Genomic DNA, 16,294 nt, shown 5'->3' on the forward strand with positions numbered 1-16,294 from the left:
ACTCCGCTTTCCCGCGTGCGGGAGAGCGGAGCAAGACTGGCCGAATCGGCTGACTTACGCCGCCTTGCGGCTATCCCGCAACTCCCGCCGCAGGATCTTGCCGACGTTGGTCTTCGGCAGTTCGGTACGGAACTCGACGTACTTGGGACGCTTGTAGCCGGTCAGTCGGTCCTTGCAGAACGCGATCACATCGGCCTCTGACAGCGCCGGATCCTTCTTGACCACGAACAGCTTGACCACTTCGCCCGAGTGCTGGTCCGGCACGCCGACGGCCGCGACTTCGAGCACGCCCGGGCATTCGGCGACCACGCCTTCCACCTCGTTCGGATACACGTTGAAGCCCGACACCAGGATCATGTCCTTCTTGCGGTCGACGATCTTCGTGTAGCCGCGCTCGTCCATCACGCCGATGTCGCCGGTCTTGAAGAAGCCGTCCGGGGTCATGACCTTGGCGGTCTCGTCCGGGCGATTCCAGTATCCGGCCATCACCTGCGGGCCACGCAGGCAGATTTCGCCCGGCTGGCCCAGCGGCAGTTCGTTGCCGTCGTCGTCACGGATCGACACCTCGGTCGACGGCAGCGGCAGGCCGATGGTGCCCGAGAACGCATCAGAATCGGTCGGATTGCAGGTGGCCGACGGCGACGTTTCCGACAGACCGTAGCCTTCGATGATCGGGCAGCCAGTCTTGGCCAGCCAGTTCTTGGCCACCGCTTCCTGCACGGCCATGCCGCCGCCGTTGGCCACGCGCAGGCCGGAGCAGTCGATCTTGCCGAAGTCGGGATGGTTCAGCAGTGCGTTGTAGAGCGTGTTCACGGCCGGGAACATATGGAACTTGTACTTCTGCAGTTCCTTGATAAAGCCCGGAATGTCGCGCGGATTCGGAATCAGGATGCTCAGGCCGCCGCTGCGCATGCCCAGCAGGCAGCAGACCGTCAGCGCGAAGATGTGATACAGCGGCAGCGCGGTAATCGTCACCACCTGGTCGATATGCGCGCCCTTGGCCAGGGCCGGCTGCATCCAGGCTTCGGACTGCAGCACGTTGGCCACGATGTTCCGATGCAGCAGCGTGGCGCCCTTCGACACGCCCGTGGTGCCGCCCGTGTACTGCAGGAACGCGATGTCGTCCGGGCCGGTGCTCACCGGCTTGAGTTCCATCTTGCGGCCCTCGGCCAGCACATCGTTGAAGCGTACGCAGTTGGGCAGTTCCCAGGCCGGCACCATCTTCTTGACGTTGCGCACAACGAAATTGACGATGGCGCCCTTCAGCCCGCCCAGCAAGTCACCCATGCTGGCCACCACCACGTGTTTGACCGGCGTGGCCGGCAGCACCGCCTGCAGCGTGGACGCGAAGTTTTCCAGGATGACGATGGCCTCGGCGCCGCTGTCCTTGAGCTGATGCTCAAGCTCGCGCGGCGTGTACAGCGGATTGACGTTGACCACCACGTAGCCGGCGCGCAGCACCGCGGCCAGCACCACCGGGTATTGCAGCACGTTCGGCATCATGATGGCCACGCGCGCGCCGGGACGCAGGCCGCGCAACTGCAGCCACGCGGCAAACTGACTCGACATCTGGTCCAGTTCGCCGTAGGTAATGGCCTTGTCCATGCAGATGAACGCGCGGCGGTCGGCGTAGGTACGGAACGAATGCTCGAGCAACTGGGCCAGCGAACGGAACTGGCTGGCGTCGATCTCTGCCGGTACGCCTGCCGGATAGTTTTTCAGCCACAGCTTTTCCATACCGTCTCCTGAATTTCTGAATGGTCGTTCGATTTTTTGGGAATGCTAAACGCGGGGCCTATGTAAAGACAACCCGTTAGACGAAGTCCTCCACGAATTGGACCGTCGAAATCGTGAATTATGCGCCACCCATCATGGGAATCGAGGGAATACCCTGACCTACTTTGCGACGAATGTTGCAAACCTTGGCAATGATCAAGCCGGGGGCAGCACCAGCTTCATCATGTTCTGCGCCAGCTCCTGGGCCAGCACTTCCGGGTCCATGCGCCCCGGCTCGTGCCAGGTGTACATGAAACCGATCACGCCACCCATCGAATGGGCTGTCACCCGCGCATCGCCGAACGCGAATACACCGGCAGCGCGCCCTTCCTCCAGCAGCACGTAAAGGTCGCGGTAGAAATCGCGCGCCATCGTGTTGAGCCACGCCACGGTATCGGGCTTCAGGTACTGGTTGTCACGAAAGCTCAGTGCCGCGGCCACATGGCATCTGACGCAGCGGCGTGCCATTTCCAGCAGGCAGGTGTGCAGCCGTTCACGTACCGGCAGCGACGGATTGGCCGTTTCCCGGATCACGGGCAGGCAGGTCTGCGCCGATTCACGGCACAGGATGTCGAATATCTCGTACTTGTCGGCGAAGTAATAGTAGACCGCCGGCTTGGTCACGCCCAAGGCCCGGCACAGGTCGTTCATCGTCATGCCCGGATAGCCCTTCGTGTAGAAAAGCTGCGCGGCCGTATCCAGGATCTGACGGCGGCGTGCTTCCTGGCGCTCGGCAATATGCGAGCGCGCCGGTCCGTCGTCGCTCAGCGTGGCGGCTTCGGTAGCGCGCGGCGGATTGCCGGGTTTTCGGGGGGCATGAGACATGGCCGCCATTTTCGCATGCGCGGCGAGCGTCACCATTGGGAAACTCCCGTGTCAGGGTTTCGCTGTATCGACTGCGGCACCGCCGCGCGCGGTCAGCGGCGTGACTTCCGTGGCGGGCGGCGCCAGCTTGCGCAGGGCGGCGTCGCGCTGCGCGGGCGGCAGATCGCCAATCTTGCGCGCGGCGTCATAGAAACGGTCCCAGTCGCCACCCGACTGCGCCAGCAGTGCCGTGAAAGCCGGCACCCACTGCTGGTATGTGGCCACGGCGGCCAGGTGGGCGTTGGTCAGCGGCTGGTCGAACCAGCGGTCGTAGCCAGTATAGCCAGCCCATTCGACCTTCAGCGCCGCGTATTCCCGGCGCAGTTCGTCGAAGATCCGCGCCTTGCCCTGGCGCTTGGCTTCATCGTCGAGCGGAGACTTGTACAGCGTCACGAGCTTGTCGCGGGTGCCGAGCAGCATCTCGCGGAACTGGCGGCGCCGGCCATCGTAGATCCTGTAGCTGGCGCGCGCGTCGACCGAGCCGTCCTGCGCCAGCCAGCGCTCCACGCCGGCCACTTCCACGGCCGTGGCAAACGACTCGTTGAACGCGGTGTCGTTGCGCACGTAGACCACCTGGTGCGCCAGCTCGTGGAAAATCAGTCGCGCCAGTTCGCCCTCGGGCTGGTAGACGAAGGTATTGAGTAGCGGATCGTCGAAATAGCCGAGCGTCGAATAGGCCGGGATACCCGCGACATAGGTTTCGAAGCCTTCGCGGCGCAAACCCTTGGCATAGTGATCGGCATCGTCCTGGCTGTAGTAGCCGCGATACGTGATGCAGCCCACGATCGGGAAACACCACTTGTGCAGATCCATCGACAGCTCGGGCGTGGCAAAGACGCTCCACACCACGTAAGGCCGATGCAAATTGGCGTAGCGGCGATAACTGCCGTTGTCGGGCAGCTTCAGCTCGCGCGACGCGTAGTCGCGGATGCGGCGCGCCAGTTCCAGGCGCTGTGCCAGCCTGGCATCGTTGGCACCGTTCGCGGTGGCGATCGCATCGTCGAGCGACTGCGCCGAAGCCATCACGCCCAGGTGGCCGCCGATCGACTGATAGTAGTAACCGACCGTATCGCAGCCGGCCGCCAGCGCCGCCAAGGCGAGTACCGCGACGATACCCGCCAGGCGCCGGGAGGCCGGCCGCCGTTTCATGACGCCAGCGCCTCGGCCCGCACCGCCTCCACTTCCACGAGGCAATCATAAAAGACCGGCGCGCGGCCAAGATCGGTCAGGTACTGGCTGGTCAGTTCGTTGGCGTTCTTGCCGTCCGGCGCCAGCTTCTTCCACCAGATCGACAGGCCCACCACCAGGCCCTGCCTGGCGCGGTCGGTCACGCGCGCGCGCGCCTGCATGCTGCCGCGGCCGTTGTAGGCGCGGACCAAATCGCCGTGGACGATGCCGCGCGCCGCGGCGTCGGCCGGATGAATATCGAGATGCGGCTCGCCTTCCGTGGCGCGCAGGCTGTCGACATTGACGAAGGAGCTGTTCAGGAAGTTGCGCGCCGGCGGCGAAATCATCGCCAGCGGGTATTTCGCCGCCAGTTCGGGGGCCGATGACGGCGCCTCATATGGCGGTACATAGGCTGGCACGGGGTCCAGCCCATCGCGCTGCATCGCTTCCGAATAGAACTCGCACTTGCCCGACGGTGACGGGAAGCCCCCTTCGGCAAACGGCGCGGCGGCAATATTGAGGCGCTGCCAGCCCTTTTCCTTCAGCGTTTCCCAGCTGATGCCCTCGGCACGCTTGTCATTGCGCAGGATCGCCTGTCCGGCAATCGTGTCGTCGCTATCGGCAAAGCACGGATCGGTGAATCCCATCCGTGCGGCCAGCCGGCGGAAGATCTCGGTGTTCGGCAGCGCCTGGCCCAGCGGTGCCACGGACTGGTTGTTGGCCATGAAGTACACGTGACCGTAAGTCTTGTGCACATCCACGTGTTCCAGCTGCGTGGTGGCCGGCAGCACGATGTCCGCGTGGTCAGCGGTGTCGGTACGGAAGTGTTCCAGCACCACCGTGAACAGGTCTTCGCGCCCGAAACCCTGTGCCACCTTGGTCGATTCCGGCGCCACCGCCACGGGATTGCTGTTGTAGACCACGACTGCCTCGATCTTCGGGCCATTGCCGCGCGTGCCATCGTCCAGCAGCGCGTCACCGATCGTGCTCATGTTCACGGTGCGCGGCACTTGCGGCCAGTTCGGCAGCAGGTCGGGGCGCTGCAGCGTTGCATTGTCGACCGGGAAGAAACCCGACGTGGACAGTTGCAGGCCGCCGGCCGCATGGCGCCACGCCCCTACCAGCGACGGCAGGCAGGCCACGGCACGAACCGCCTGGCCGCCACCGCGCACGCGCTGCACGCCATAGTTCAGGCGGATGGCCACGGGCTGGCGCTCCGTGACCGCGAGCTGGCCGTACAGGCCAGCCAGCCATTCGATGTCCTCGACGGCCACGCCGCAGATCTCCGCCGCGCGGGCGGGCGGGAAATCCATCGCGCGCTCACGCAGCGCGTCGAAGCCCACCGTGTGCTGCGCGATGTAGTCGTGGTCCAGCAGGCCGTCGCGGATGAGGATATGGATCATCGCCAGCGCCAGCGCGCCATCGGTGCCGGGCATCGGCGCGATATGGCGGTGGCACTTCTCGGCCGTCAGCGACCGATACGGATCGATCGCCACCAGCGTGGCGCCACGGCGCTTGGCCTCCTGCGCACGGGTCCAGAAGTGCAGGTTCGATGCAATCGGGTTGCCGCCCCAGATGATCACGAGCTTGGCATCGACCACCTGCTCCATGTCCATCCCGACGCTCGCGCCGTAGGTGTAGCGCAGCGCCGTGGCGCCGGCATTGGCACAGATCGTGCGATCGAGCAGCGACGCACCAAGCTTGTGGAAGAAGCGCGCGGCCATGCTTTCGCCCTGCACCAGGCCCATCGTGCCCGCGTAGCTGTACGGGACAATGGCTTCGGGGTTGCGAGCGGCGATGGCCGTCAGCCGTGTGGCGATCTCGCCGAGCGCCTCGTCCCACGAGATCGGTTCGAACTTGCCCTCGCCCTTCTTGCCGACCCGCCGCAGCGGGGTCAGCACACGGTCGGGGTGATACGTACGCTCGGTGTAGCGCGACACCTTGGTGCAAAGCACGCCTCCCGTATTGGGATGGTCCGGGTCACCCGCTACCTTGGTGGCCCGGCCATCCTCGACGGTGACGAGCAGGGCACAGGTATCGGGACAATCATGGGGACAAGCGGCACGAACGATGCGGGTGGCCATAGCGGAGGGGCGGGCGATCAGGCTGTGGGGGCGCCCGGTGCGGGCATTGAGGGGCGGATGGCCTGCGCGCTTGTCAACGACGACTGTGGCGCAGTGGCCTCGGCCGAACATTCCGGACCGGGAGAAATTGTTTGGCTCCGATTGTATTCGATTATGATGTGCCGGCGCAGTCCGGGCCCGCCCGGTTCTGTCCGGCTCAGTGGGCCGGGACCCGTACCGGCACAAGATCCGGACGGGGTCCGCGGGGTCCGAAAGCAGCAATAAGCAACGATAAACGTTTTACGGATTTTTGACGGGGATTCACATGGGTTTCACTTCTGGGGTCCAGCGCCGGCAGTTTGTCGGCCTGATGATGGCGGCCGCGCTCGCGGCCGGTGGCGCGTCTGGCGCCGCGTTTGCCGCCAATACCACGCCCGCCGAGGCCGGCGTGACCGCCGACACGATCCTGCTGGGCCAATCGGCCGCGCTGTCCGGCCCCACGGCCGTGCTGGGCAAGCAGATGAACGCCGGCGCCCGCCTCTACTTCGACTACATCAACAGCCACGGTGGCGTGTTCGGCCGCAAGATCGAACTCAAGGTGCTGGACGACGCCTATGAACCCGACGACGCCGTCAAGAATACGAAGAAGCTGATCGAGGAAGACCGGGTCTTCGCACTGTTCGGATACGTGGGCACGCCCACCAGCCAGGCCGTGCTGCCGCAGGTCAACCAGGCGCGCATTCCGTTCTTTGCGCCGTTCAGCGGCGCGCAGACGCTGCGCGCTCCGCACAGCCGCTATGTGTTCCATGTGCGCGCGGGCTACGAGGAAGAAACCGCCGCCATCGTGCGCCAGATCCGCACCACGGGTCTGAAGCGCATCGCCGTGGTCTACAACGACGACGGCTACGGCAAGGCCGGCCTTGCGGGTATCGAACACGCCGTCAAGGCGCTGCCCGCCGATAGCGGCGTAGTGCTGGTGGCCCAATCCAGCGTGGTCCGCAACACCGTGGAAATCGGCGACGCGATGCAGGAGGCCATGAAGGCCAAGCCCGACGCCGTTGTTCTGATCAGCGCATACCGCACGGCAGGCTCCTTCGTGAAGGAGGCACTGCGGCGCGGCTATAGCGGGCAGTTCTACAACGTGTCGTTCGTCGGCACGCAGGCGCTGGCCAAGGAAGTCGGCCCGCAAGGCAGCGGCGTGATCATCTCGCAGGTGATGCCGCATCCGGGCAATGCCACGCTGCCGGTCGTGCGCGAGTATCTGCGCCTGCTACAGGCCGCCGGCAAGCAGAACGAGTTCGACTATGCCAGTATCGAAGGCTTTATCGGCGCCAAGGCGTTCGTGGAAGGCTTGCGTCGCGCCGGTAAGGATCTGACGCGCGACCGCTTTGTGACGGCCGTGGAAAGCATGCGCAACGTCGACCTGGGCGGGTTCATCGTCCAGTTCGGCCCCGATAACCACGTGGGCTCGAAGTTCGTCGAAATGACGATCATCAATTCGCGTGGCGTGGTGATTCGCTGATTGGTGAGTTGCTGTCGTTGTACTCCCCTCTGCTATGCAGGGGGGAAGGGTTGGACGAGAGGGCGTGGCAGTTCAAATCTTGACTCGTCGTTGATGGAACGGTCTTGCTGGCTTCGCCCTCTCCCCGGCCTCACCTCAGGTCATGTCATTCAAATGGCACGCCGACCACCTTAGCGGCGCGATCTCCTTCAACACCGGCTGTTCCTCCTTGCAGCGCGGCATCGCGTGCGGGCAGCGCGGATGAAAGTGGCAGCCCATCGGCGGATTGAGCGGTGACGGAATTTCGCCGCGAATCGCCACATACGTCTTCTTGCCGACCTCCAGCTTCGGTGCTTCCGCCAGCAATGCCTGCGTGTACGGGTGATTCGGGGAGGAAAAGACTTCCTCGGTCGGGGCCGACTCCACCACGCGACCCAGATACATGATCACCACCCGGTCGCTGATGTGCTTGACCACGCCCAGGTCGTGGCTGATGAACAGATAGGTCAGGTTCAACTCTTCGCGCAGGCGCATGAAGAGGTTCAGGACCTGAGCCTGGATCGACACGTCGAGCGCCGCCACGGATTCATCGCAGACAAGAAACTCCGGCTTGACCGCCAACGCCCGCGCAATACCGACACGCGCCCGCTGCCCACCCGAGAACTGATGCGGAAACCGTCGCAGCACCGTCGGGTCCATGCCCACCCGCACGAGCATGTCTTCCACGTAGGCCTGCTGCGCGCCCTTTTCCACCATGCCATGCACCACGGGCGCCTCGCCGACGATATCGAGCACGCGCAGGCGCGGGTTCAGCGACGCATAGGGGTCCTGGAAGATCATCTGGATCGCCAGTTGTTTCTCGCGCCGCTTGTCCGGCGGCAGGCGGTCCAGGTCCGTGCCGCGCCAGAGCCGCTCGCCTTCGGTCAGCGAATGCAGGCCCACCGCCATGCGGCCGAGCGTCGATTTGCCGCATCCGGATTCGCCGACCAGACCGACCACCTCACCGGTGCGGATGGCCAGGTCCACCTTGTCGACGGCGTGCACGACTTCCATCTTTTGCTTCGCACCAAACACATTGGCGATCTTGGCCGCCACGTCGAGCGTTTTGACGAAGCGCTTGGAAACACCGCGCAGTTCCAGCAATGGTGCCGGCGGCGTGGCCGTATCAGTGGCCACGTGCGATGCGGCAGCGTTCGGCGTATCGATTACTGGGGTACTCATGCGGCCTCCTGCTGGACATGCACCGGGTGGAAGCAGCGCAACTGGCGGCCGTCTGGCGAAATCTCCAGCGGCGGGTCGGTCTTGCAAACATCCGTGGCATAGGGGCAGCGATTGCGGAACGAGCAGCCGCCCGGAAGATTCAGCAGCGAAGGGGTCATGCCGGGAATCTGCCGCAGTGGTGCGCCGCGCGGGTTACGCGACGGCGCCGAGCCGATCAGCCCGTGCGTGTACGGATGCTCGGGACGCTCCAGCACCTGGCGGACATCGCCCGATTCGACGATCTTGCCCGCGTACATCACGCAGACCTTGTCGGCCAGGCCGGCGACCACGGACAGGTCATGCGTGATCCAGATCAGTGCCGTGCCCGACTCGCGGCACAGCGTCTGCATCTCGTAGAGGATCTGGCCTTGGATGGTCACGTCGAGCGCCGTGGTCGGCTCATCGGCAATGATCAGGTCCGGCTTGTTCAACAGCGCAATGGCGATTGCCACGCGCTGGCGCATGCCGCCCGAGAACTGATGCGGATAGGCCTGCAAGCGTTCGTCCGGCGATGGAATGCCCACGCGTGCCAGCGCGTTGCGCGCGCGCTCGCGTGCGGCGGCGCGGCTGACGTCGTCGTGGGCGCGCACTGCCTCAATCATCTGGGTGTCGATGCGCAGCACCGGGTTCAACGTCATCATCGGATCTTGAAAGATCATCGCGATGCGGTTGCCGCGCACGTCGCGCTGCTGCGCCGGCGTCAGCGCGCGCAGGTCGCGCGTCACGCCATCGCGGCTGGTGAGCGCGATACGTCCGTCGACGACCTTCCCCGGCGGATCGATCAGACCCATGATCGAATAGCCGGTCATCGACTTGCCCGAACCGGACTCGCCGACCAGGCCCAGGATCTCGCCGCGGCCGACCGAGAACGAGACATCGTCCACGGCCTTGGCCACGCCGGCGCGTGTAAAGAACTGCGTCTTCAGGTTTTCAACGACCAGGGTTGGCTGTGTCATGTTGGCGCTCCTGGTTGCTTATTGCGTCTGCAGGCGCGGGTTCAGCACATCGCGCAACTGGTCCGCCACCAGGTTCATCGCCACGATGGTGACAACGAGCGCGATGCCCGGAAAGAAGCTGATCCAGTACTTGCCCGACAGCATGTACTGCTGGCCATTAGCGATCAGCATGCCCAGCGACGGCTCCGTAACCGGCACGCCCAGCCCCAGGAATGACAGCGTGGCTTCGAGCGTGATCGCCGAGGCTACCTGCAGCGCGGCAATCACGATCAGTGGCGGCAGGCAATTGGGCAGCAGATGCCGGAACATGATGCGCTGGGGCGGCAGGCCGAGGCAGGTGGCCGCCTCGATATATTCCTTGCGCCGCTCCACCAGCGCCGCACTGCGCGTGGTGCGAGCGTAGTACGCCCATTGCACCGCTACCAGCGCGATCACGATATTGCCGATGCCGGGGCGCAGAAACGCCAGCAGGATCAGGGCCAGCAGAATGGGCGGGAACGATAGCTGCAGATCCGCCACGCGCATGATGAATGCCTCGGTCCGGCCGCCGATAAAGCCCGCCAGCAGACCCAGCGTGGCACCCAGCAACAGCGCGATCACGGTGCTGACCACGCCCACGCCCACACTGATGCGCAGGCCGTACATCACCGCGGACAACATGTCGCGGCCCTGCTCGTCGGACCCCATGACGAACGTCATGCCGCCGCCCGACTGCTCGCCCGGCGCCAGACGCGCATCGAGCACATCGAGCGTGGCCAGGTCATAGGGATTCTGCGGCGCCAGCAACGGCGCGAAGATCGCGATCAGCACGATCAGCAGCAGCGTCACCAGGCCCAGCACGGCCAGCTTGCTTTCAAGGAACTGCCGTGCAAAGCGGCGCCGTGGCGTCTCTTCCTTGGCGGACTTCGCGGGTTGAGCGGGTGCCTGCTCGGGAATGGTCGATGAGCTCATGGCTTACCCCTTGTTGTCGGCGATGCGCACGCGCGGATCGAGCATGCTGTAGACGATGTCCACCACGAGGTTGATCAGGATAAACAGCGTCACGATCACCATCAGGTAGGCGACGATCACGGGGCGGTCCAGCAGCTGGATCGAATCGATGATCAGCTTGCCCATGCCCGGCCACGCGAAGATCGACTCGGTGACGATGGCAAAGGCGATGATCGAGCCGAACTGCAGCGCAATCACGGTGACAATCGGGATCAGGATGTTTTTCAGTACGTGGACGCCGACGATCCGCGTGTTCGACAGCCCTTTGGCACGCGCAAACTTCACGTAGTCCTGCAGCATCGCTTCCTGCGTGCCCGCGCGAGTGAGCCGGATCACCATCGCAATGTTCAGCAGCGACAGCGTCACGGCCGGAAGAATGAGGTGACGTATGCCGTCGACGGTCAGGAAGCTCAACGGCACGCCGAGCACGCGGATCGTTTCGCCCCGGCCATTCGACGGCAGCCAGCCCAACTGCACGGCAAAGACCATGATCAGCATCAGCCCGACCCAGAACGTGGGCAGCGAAAAGCCCAGGATCGACACGGTCATGATGGTCTTGCCAGCCACTCTGTTCGGTCGCAGCCCGGCCCAGAGGCCTAGCGGAATGCCGAGCACGATAGCCAGCAGGATGGCGCACACGGCCAGCTCCATCGTGGCGGGCATGCGTTCGAAGATCAGCTTGAGTGCCGGGGTGCCATGCGCGAACGACGTGCCCAGGTTACCGTGCAGCGCGTTCTGCAGAAAGATCCAATACTGTTCCCAGAGCGGCTTGTCGAGGCCCAGCGCGGCGATGGTGCGCTTGATGTCTTCCTGGTCAGCCTGAGGGCTGATCAGAATGTCGATCGGATTGCCGATTGCAAACACACCAAGAAACACGAGCAGCGACATGACCAGCAGCACAACCACGCTCTGCATCAGTCGCCGGATGATGAAGACCAGCATTTTCCAGACGCCTATCCTTTCGCCGGCGCGCTGTGACGCACTACCGGCGGGTTCGCGGCCCACGGGGGACATCGTGGGGAAACCGCCCCGGCTTCTCGTGGAAGTCCGGGGCCGCGATCATACCGGAGCCGCCATCAAACCGCGGCGGCCCCGCCTAGCCCGGCTGGCTTATTGGGCAGGCTTGAACAGGTGCGCGTAGGTGCGTTCGTCGGTACGCGGCACGTACGTGATGCCCTTCTGCGTGGCCCACGTGGTGACCTGATGGTGAACCGGGATGATGCCGCCGTCCAGCACCACGATGGCCGTGGCCTCCTGCAGCAGCTTGGATCGCTCGTTGTCATCCACGGTAGCCAGCGCCTTTTCCAGCACCGCATCCATCTTCGGATTGCAGTACTCGCCCCAGTTGGTCGTGCCGAAGCCCTTCTTCGAGTCTTCGCAGGCCACCAGCGCGCGCAGCGGCGAGCTGACCTCGCCGGTCTGGGCGCCCCAGCCGACCAGACCGAACGACCACTCGTGCTTGATCGCCTTCGACGAGTACGTGGCCATCGGCATGCCTTCCACCTTGGTGTTGATGCCGATGCGCGTGAGGTTCTGCGCGATGGTCTGCGCGATCTTCTCGTCGTTGACGTAGCGGTTGTTCGGCGTATGCAGCGTCAGCCCGAAGCCGTTCGGATAACCCGCGTCAGCCAGCATCTTCTTGGCTGCCTCGGGATCGTACTTGAGCGTCTTCAACTGGGGGTTGTGACCGAACAGCGTAGGCGGCACCAGGTTGTTGGTCGGCTCGGACAGGCCTTCCATCAGGCGGTCCTTGATGCCCTGGCGGTTGATGGCCGTGCTGATGGCAATGCGCACGCGCGCGTCCTTCAGCGGGTTCTTGTCCATCGGCTGCCCGTCCTTGGTCGTCACGAACGGCGACTTGTCGCGCTTGACGTCGAAGTACAGGTAGATCACGCGGTGCGAGATCTTCGAAAAGAACGACAGCTTGGGATCGTTGCGCACTTTCGGCAGGTCCGGCGTGGGCACGTTCTCGATCGCCTGCACGTCGCCCGACAGCAGCGCGGCCAGGCGCGTGGCCGGGTTGGGGATGAAGCGCAGCGTGACCTTGTCCCAGGCGGGCTTCGCACCCCAGTAGTCCGGGCTCCTGACCAGTTCCACCCGGTCATCGCGCGCATAGCTCACGAACTTGAACGGCCCCGTGCCGATCATGCCCTTGCCCTGTGCGAAATCATCGGAAGACAGGCCCTGCGTGGCCTTCTTCTGGACCATGAAGACCGACGTCAGGTCGTTGAGCATCAACGGATACGGCTGGTTCGTGGTCACCTGGATCGTGTACTTGTCGATGATCTTCTTGTTGATGATCGCCTTGGTGTACACGTCGAACTTGCCCGGGCTGTTGACGATGGTTGCCGGGCGATCAAGCGACCAGGCAACGTCCTCGGTCGTCAGTTCGGTGCCGTCATGCCACTTCACGCCCTTGCGAAGCTTGAATTCCCACGTGAGGTTATTGACGAGCTTCCATGACTCCGCCAGTCCCGGCACGACCTTGCTGTCCGGGTCAAGCTTGATCAGCGTGTCGAACACGTGCTCGGACACGTTGATGTTCGAGAAGAGGTTGTAGAAATGCGGGTCCATTGAGGTCGGCGGCGAACTCATGGCGATCTTGAGATCGGCCGCCTGGGCCTGCACGGCCAGGCCGAAGCCGAGGGCGCCGGTCAGCAGGACCGTACCGACAGCCTTCCTGAGGTGACGAAGGGACATCGCGCGATTCTCCCTGTGGAGTCTTGAAATGGCGTTTAGGATCAGCCGCGCATGACCTTGATTCCGGTTGTCTTCTCAAGCAGAACGAGCCGCATTTTGGTGCGGCATTCTGCGTGGCAACGTGGCGCGCGACCGGCCGGGCACTTCAAGCATGAACTGTTCCAGCAGTACAAGGCGTCCGCCATGCGGGGAAACCCACCCGCTTTTGGCCAAGCCTCGATGCTGCATTGCGCCACTATCGATATGCGTAGCGTGCGGCAAATGTATGCCCGCCTGACATCGACGGCGCGCTGCAATGCACGGCAATCGATCCGCGCGTACCGGTGACGCCTTGTTTTGGCGCTTCGTGGATAGCCGTCGTATGATCGGGGGTATCCAACTGCCCCATTCGCCTGGACTGGCACCATGAAGCTCATTCCCGAAATCCTGCAAGCGCAAGCCGAAATCCGAACCATCCGACGTGACATCCACGCGCATCCAGAACTGTGCTTCGAGGAGCAGCGCACGGCCGATGTGGTCGCAAAGAGCCTGGAGTCGTGGGGTATCGAAGTCCATCGCGGACTGGGCACGACCGGGCTGGTCGGCGTCATCCGCAACGGCAACAGCAATCGCGCGATTGGCCTGCGCGCCGACATGGATGCGCTGCCTCTGCAGGAGGCGAATACCTTTGGTCATCGCTCGCAGCACGAGGGCAAGATGCACGCATGCGGCCACGATGGCCATACCGCAATGCTGTTGGGCGCCGCGCGCTACCTGGCCGAGCATCGCAATTTCGACGGCACCGTGCATCTGATCTTCCAGCCTGCCGAAGAAGGCGGCGGCGGCGCGCGTGAAATGATCAAGGACGGTCTGTTCGATCGTTTTCCGTGTGATGCGGTGTTCGGCATGCACAACTGGCCGGGCATGCCGGTCGGGTCGTTCGGCACCACGGCCGGCCCGCTGATGGCATCGAGCAACGAATTCAAGATCACCGTGCGCGGCAAGGGTGCTCATGCGGCCATGCCGCACAATGGCTGCGACCCGGTGTTCACCAGCGCCCAGATCGTATCGGCACTGCAGGGCATCATCACGCGCAACAAGCGGCCGATCGACACCGCCGTGATTTCCGTCACGCAGTTCCACGCCGGCGATGCCACGAACATCGTGCCGAACGAAGCCTGGCTGGGCGGTACGGTCCGTACCTTCACCGTGGAAGTCCTGGACCTGATCGAGCGCCGCATGGAAGAAGTTTCGCGCGCCGTGGCGCAGGCATTCGATTGCACGATCGACTTCGAATTCCACCGTAACTACCCGCCGACCATCAATAGCGCCGCCGAGGCGGAGTTCGCGGTGGGCATCGCCAGCGAGCTGGTAGGCGCGGACAACGTCGACGGCAATGTGGAGCCGACGATGGGCGCCGAGGATTTCTCTTTCATGTTGCAGGAGAAGCCGGGCTGCTATCTGTTCATCGGCAACGGCGAAGGCTCGCACCGGGATGCCGGGCACGGCATGGGTCCCTGCATGCTGCACAACCCGAGCTATGACTTCAATGACGAACTGCTGCCGGTAGGCTCCACGTTCTTCGTCAAGCTGGTGGAGAAGTGGCTGGCACCGGCCTGAGGGCCGGATCGGGCAATGATCTGACCATACCGGGCGAGGCACGATGACCCATACGCGGCTCGATGACGCTACGGCGGAGCGCTTTGCGCAGGTGGCGCTCGACAACATCGTGCGTCCGTATCCGTACAAGGTCGACCATCTGATGGCGGATGTGAACGACCTCGCCGCGCCGCTCGTCCTGCATCCGGTCTTCTACGGCAGCTATGACTGGCATTCGTCGGTGCATATGCACTGGCTGCTGGTGCGGCTGCTTGCCTTGCGGCCCGGGCTGGCTGTCGCCGGACGGATCCGGGATACGCTCGATGCCCAGTTGCGACCGGAAGCCATCGCCACGGAGCTGGCCTATTTCGAACGGCCCGGTTCACGCACCTTCGAGCGGCCGTACGGCTGGGCGTGGTTGCTGCGTCTCCAGGCCGAGTTGGAGGCACTGGGGCGCAAGGACGAGCAGGCCGCCCGCTGGGCGGCGGCTTGTGCGCCGCTTGCGAATCATCTTGCGGAACGGCTCATCGACTACATCGATGTCGCTGGAGCGGCCCCACGTATCTGAGGACACAAGGACTCTCTTAAAATAAGGGATAGTGTGCGACACGAAGCATGAGGCCGTTGGTTAGGCGCAATGCATGCTCGTTTCATCATTGTTCAACTGCATGCAGTCTGGTGCGGTAGTGAACCCGCCGTGCGACCGGCGGTAGCTTGGGAGCGCGTGCATCGCTGGTAACGGCGTTGTGCGAAGCCGCTCCGACAAAGTGTCCGTAAGCGCGCAGTGTCGCGAGGCACTGCGTGGAAGCTCCGAGCAGCAATGGGGCTGAGATGCGAAGCTGGCTGACATGGGCAACACATGTGAATCGCTGATAAACGTCGTTATTATTGACATGCCAAAGCTGCTGTTAGGCATGACCCAAAATGGGAAGTGGCCGGATGTTGCTCTGCTATCAAGCAACACGTCGCCGTAAGCGCCACCGGCGAAGAGGCGGGTCCTTACTCAGTCGTGTGATGAAACGGGAACGTGGTAAGCCCGTACCGTTGCCCTCGTGGCAAGCGAGCCGTGAGGCAAGCTGTTGACTGTGCGGGTATGAGAAGGCGGAAAACGCGAATGCCGCGCCGTAATCGTGTGGATAGGGGCTGCAACATCGCCTCGCGCGAAAGCGAGCAGACTTCCGCTAGGTTCTCGAGCGCAGAAACTTGGTCTGGGTTCAACGAGGGGAAGCATGGAAGAGCGCCAGCTATGGCGTCTGCACCTCTCGGCGCTTGCGCTGAGCGACGACCGTTCATCGATGCGTAGGCTCAATTGAAGTCGAGAGCCGACTGTTTATCCATAGACAGTTTTTCGAGAGCGTGAGCCGTATGCGGGGAAACTCGCACGTACGGTTCTTAGGGGAGGATGCGCCGGCGACGGCGTGTCCTTACCCGATCTTGTG

General features: G+C 63.7%; 12 protein-coding genes and 1 pseudogene. 4 read left to right on the top strand and 9 right to left on the bottom strand.

Annotated elements, in window-relative coordinates; translation table 11 throughout:
* Positions 1-54: 54 nt before the first annotated feature.
* From AC3FLX_RS25090 to AC3FLX_RS25105, 4 genes are all read right to left on the bottom strand, one after another.
* On the bottom strand, positions 55-1,737 hold the full coding sequence (locus AC3FLX_RS25090; protein WP_488700032.1) for a long-chain fatty acid--CoA ligase: 1,683 nt from the start codon (positions 1,735-1,737) through the stop codon (positions 55-57).
* Positions 1,738-1,932: 195 nt separating this feature from the next.
* Positions 1,933-2,601, bottom strand: a complete 669-nt coding sequence (locus tag AC3FLX_RS25095) for a TetR/AcrR family transcriptional regulator (protein ID WP_488700033.1) — start codon at positions 2,599-2,601, stop codon at positions 1,933-1,935.
* A gap of 51 nt (positions 2,602-2,652) precedes the next feature.
* The gene (locus AC3FLX_RS25100) at positions 2,653-3,789 is read right to left on the bottom strand and encodes an aminopeptidase (RefSeq protein WP_488700034.1); all 1,137 of its coding nucleotides are present in this window, start codon (positions 3,787-3,789) and stop codon (positions 2,653-2,655) included.
* Complete coding sequence (locus AC3FLX_RS25105) at positions 3,786-5,891, bottom strand: molybdopterin-containing oxidoreductase family protein (RefSeq protein WP_488700035.1); 2,106 nt, start codon at positions 5,889-5,891, stop codon at positions 3,786-3,788. Before AC3FLX_RS25105 ends, AC3FLX_RS25100 begins: the two co-directional genes overlap by 4 nt.
* A 304-nt stretch (positions 5,892-6,195) precedes the next feature.
* On the opposite strand from AC3FLX_RS25105, the gene AC3FLX_RS25110 reads away from it, so the two are divergent.
* Positions 6,196-7,392, top strand: a complete 1,197-nt coding sequence (locus tag AC3FLX_RS25110; RefSeq protein WP_488700036.1) for an ABC transporter substrate-binding protein — start codon at positions 6,196-6,198, stop codon at positions 7,390-7,392.
* Positions 7,393-7,527: 135 nt separating this feature from the next.
* Here the strand turns inward: AC3FLX_RS25110 and AC3FLX_RS25115 are convergent, their stop codons facing one another.
* The 5 genes from AC3FLX_RS25115 to AC3FLX_RS25135 form a co-directional block, all read right to left on the bottom strand.
* Positions 7,528-8,592, bottom strand: coding sequence for an ABC transporter ATP-binding protein (locus AC3FLX_RS25115; RefSeq protein WP_488700037.1), 1,065 nt, complete (start codon positions 8,590-8,592; stop codon positions 7,528-7,530).
* Entirely contained in the window at positions 8,589-9,587 is a 999-nt protein-coding gene (locus tag AC3FLX_RS25120; protein ID WP_488700038.1) for an ABC transporter ATP-binding protein, read from the bottom strand. Before AC3FLX_RS25120 ends, AC3FLX_RS25115 begins: the two co-directional genes overlap by 4 nt.
* An 18-nt stretch (positions 9,588-9,605) precedes the next feature.
* Positions 9,606-10,538, bottom strand: coding sequence for an ABC transporter permease (locus AC3FLX_RS25125; RefSeq protein ID WP_488700039.1), 933 nt, complete (start codon positions 10,536-10,538; stop codon positions 9,606-9,608).
* A 3-nt stretch (positions 10,539-10,541) separates the two neighbouring features.
* The gene (locus AC3FLX_RS25130; RefSeq protein WP_488700040.1) at positions 10,542-11,519 is read right to left on the bottom strand and encodes an ABC transporter permease; all 978 of its coding nucleotides are present in this window, start codon (positions 11,517-11,519) and stop codon (positions 10,542-10,544) included.
* A gap of 168 nt (positions 11,520-11,687) precedes the next feature.
* Positions 11,688-13,277 carry an ABC transporter substrate-binding protein gene (locus AC3FLX_RS25135; RefSeq protein WP_488700041.1) on the bottom strand — a complete coding sequence of 530 codons (1,590 nt, stop codon included), beginning with the start codon at positions 13,275-13,277 and terminating at the stop codon, positions 11,688-11,690.
* A 51-nt stretch (positions 13,278-13,328) separates the two neighbouring features.
* Here AC3FLX_RS25135 and AC3FLX_RS25140 point away from each other — a divergent pair, with 51 nt between their 5' ends.
* The 3 genes and pseudogenes from AC3FLX_RS25140 to AC3FLX_RS25150 form a co-directional block, all read left to right on the top strand.
* Positions 13,329-13,604 carry a hypothetical protein gene (locus AC3FLX_RS25140; protein WP_488700042.1) on the top strand — a complete coding sequence of 92 codons (276 nt, stop codon included), beginning with the start codon at positions 13,329-13,331 and terminating at the stop codon, positions 13,602-13,604.
* 78 nt (positions 13,605-13,682) lie between these two features.
* Positions 13,683-14,876, top strand: coding sequence for a M20 aminoacylase family protein (locus AC3FLX_RS25145; protein WP_488700043.1), 1,194 nt, complete (start codon positions 13,683-13,685; stop codon positions 14,874-14,876).
* 43 nt (positions 14,877-14,919) lie between these two features.
* A pseudogene (locus AC3FLX_RS25150) lies at positions 14,920-15,402 on the top strand (DUF2891 family protein); the annotation flags it as partial.
* Positions 15,403-16,294 lie beyond the last annotated feature (892 nt).

It is taken from the genome of Cupriavidus sp. 291-E7, from assembly GCF_057798835.1.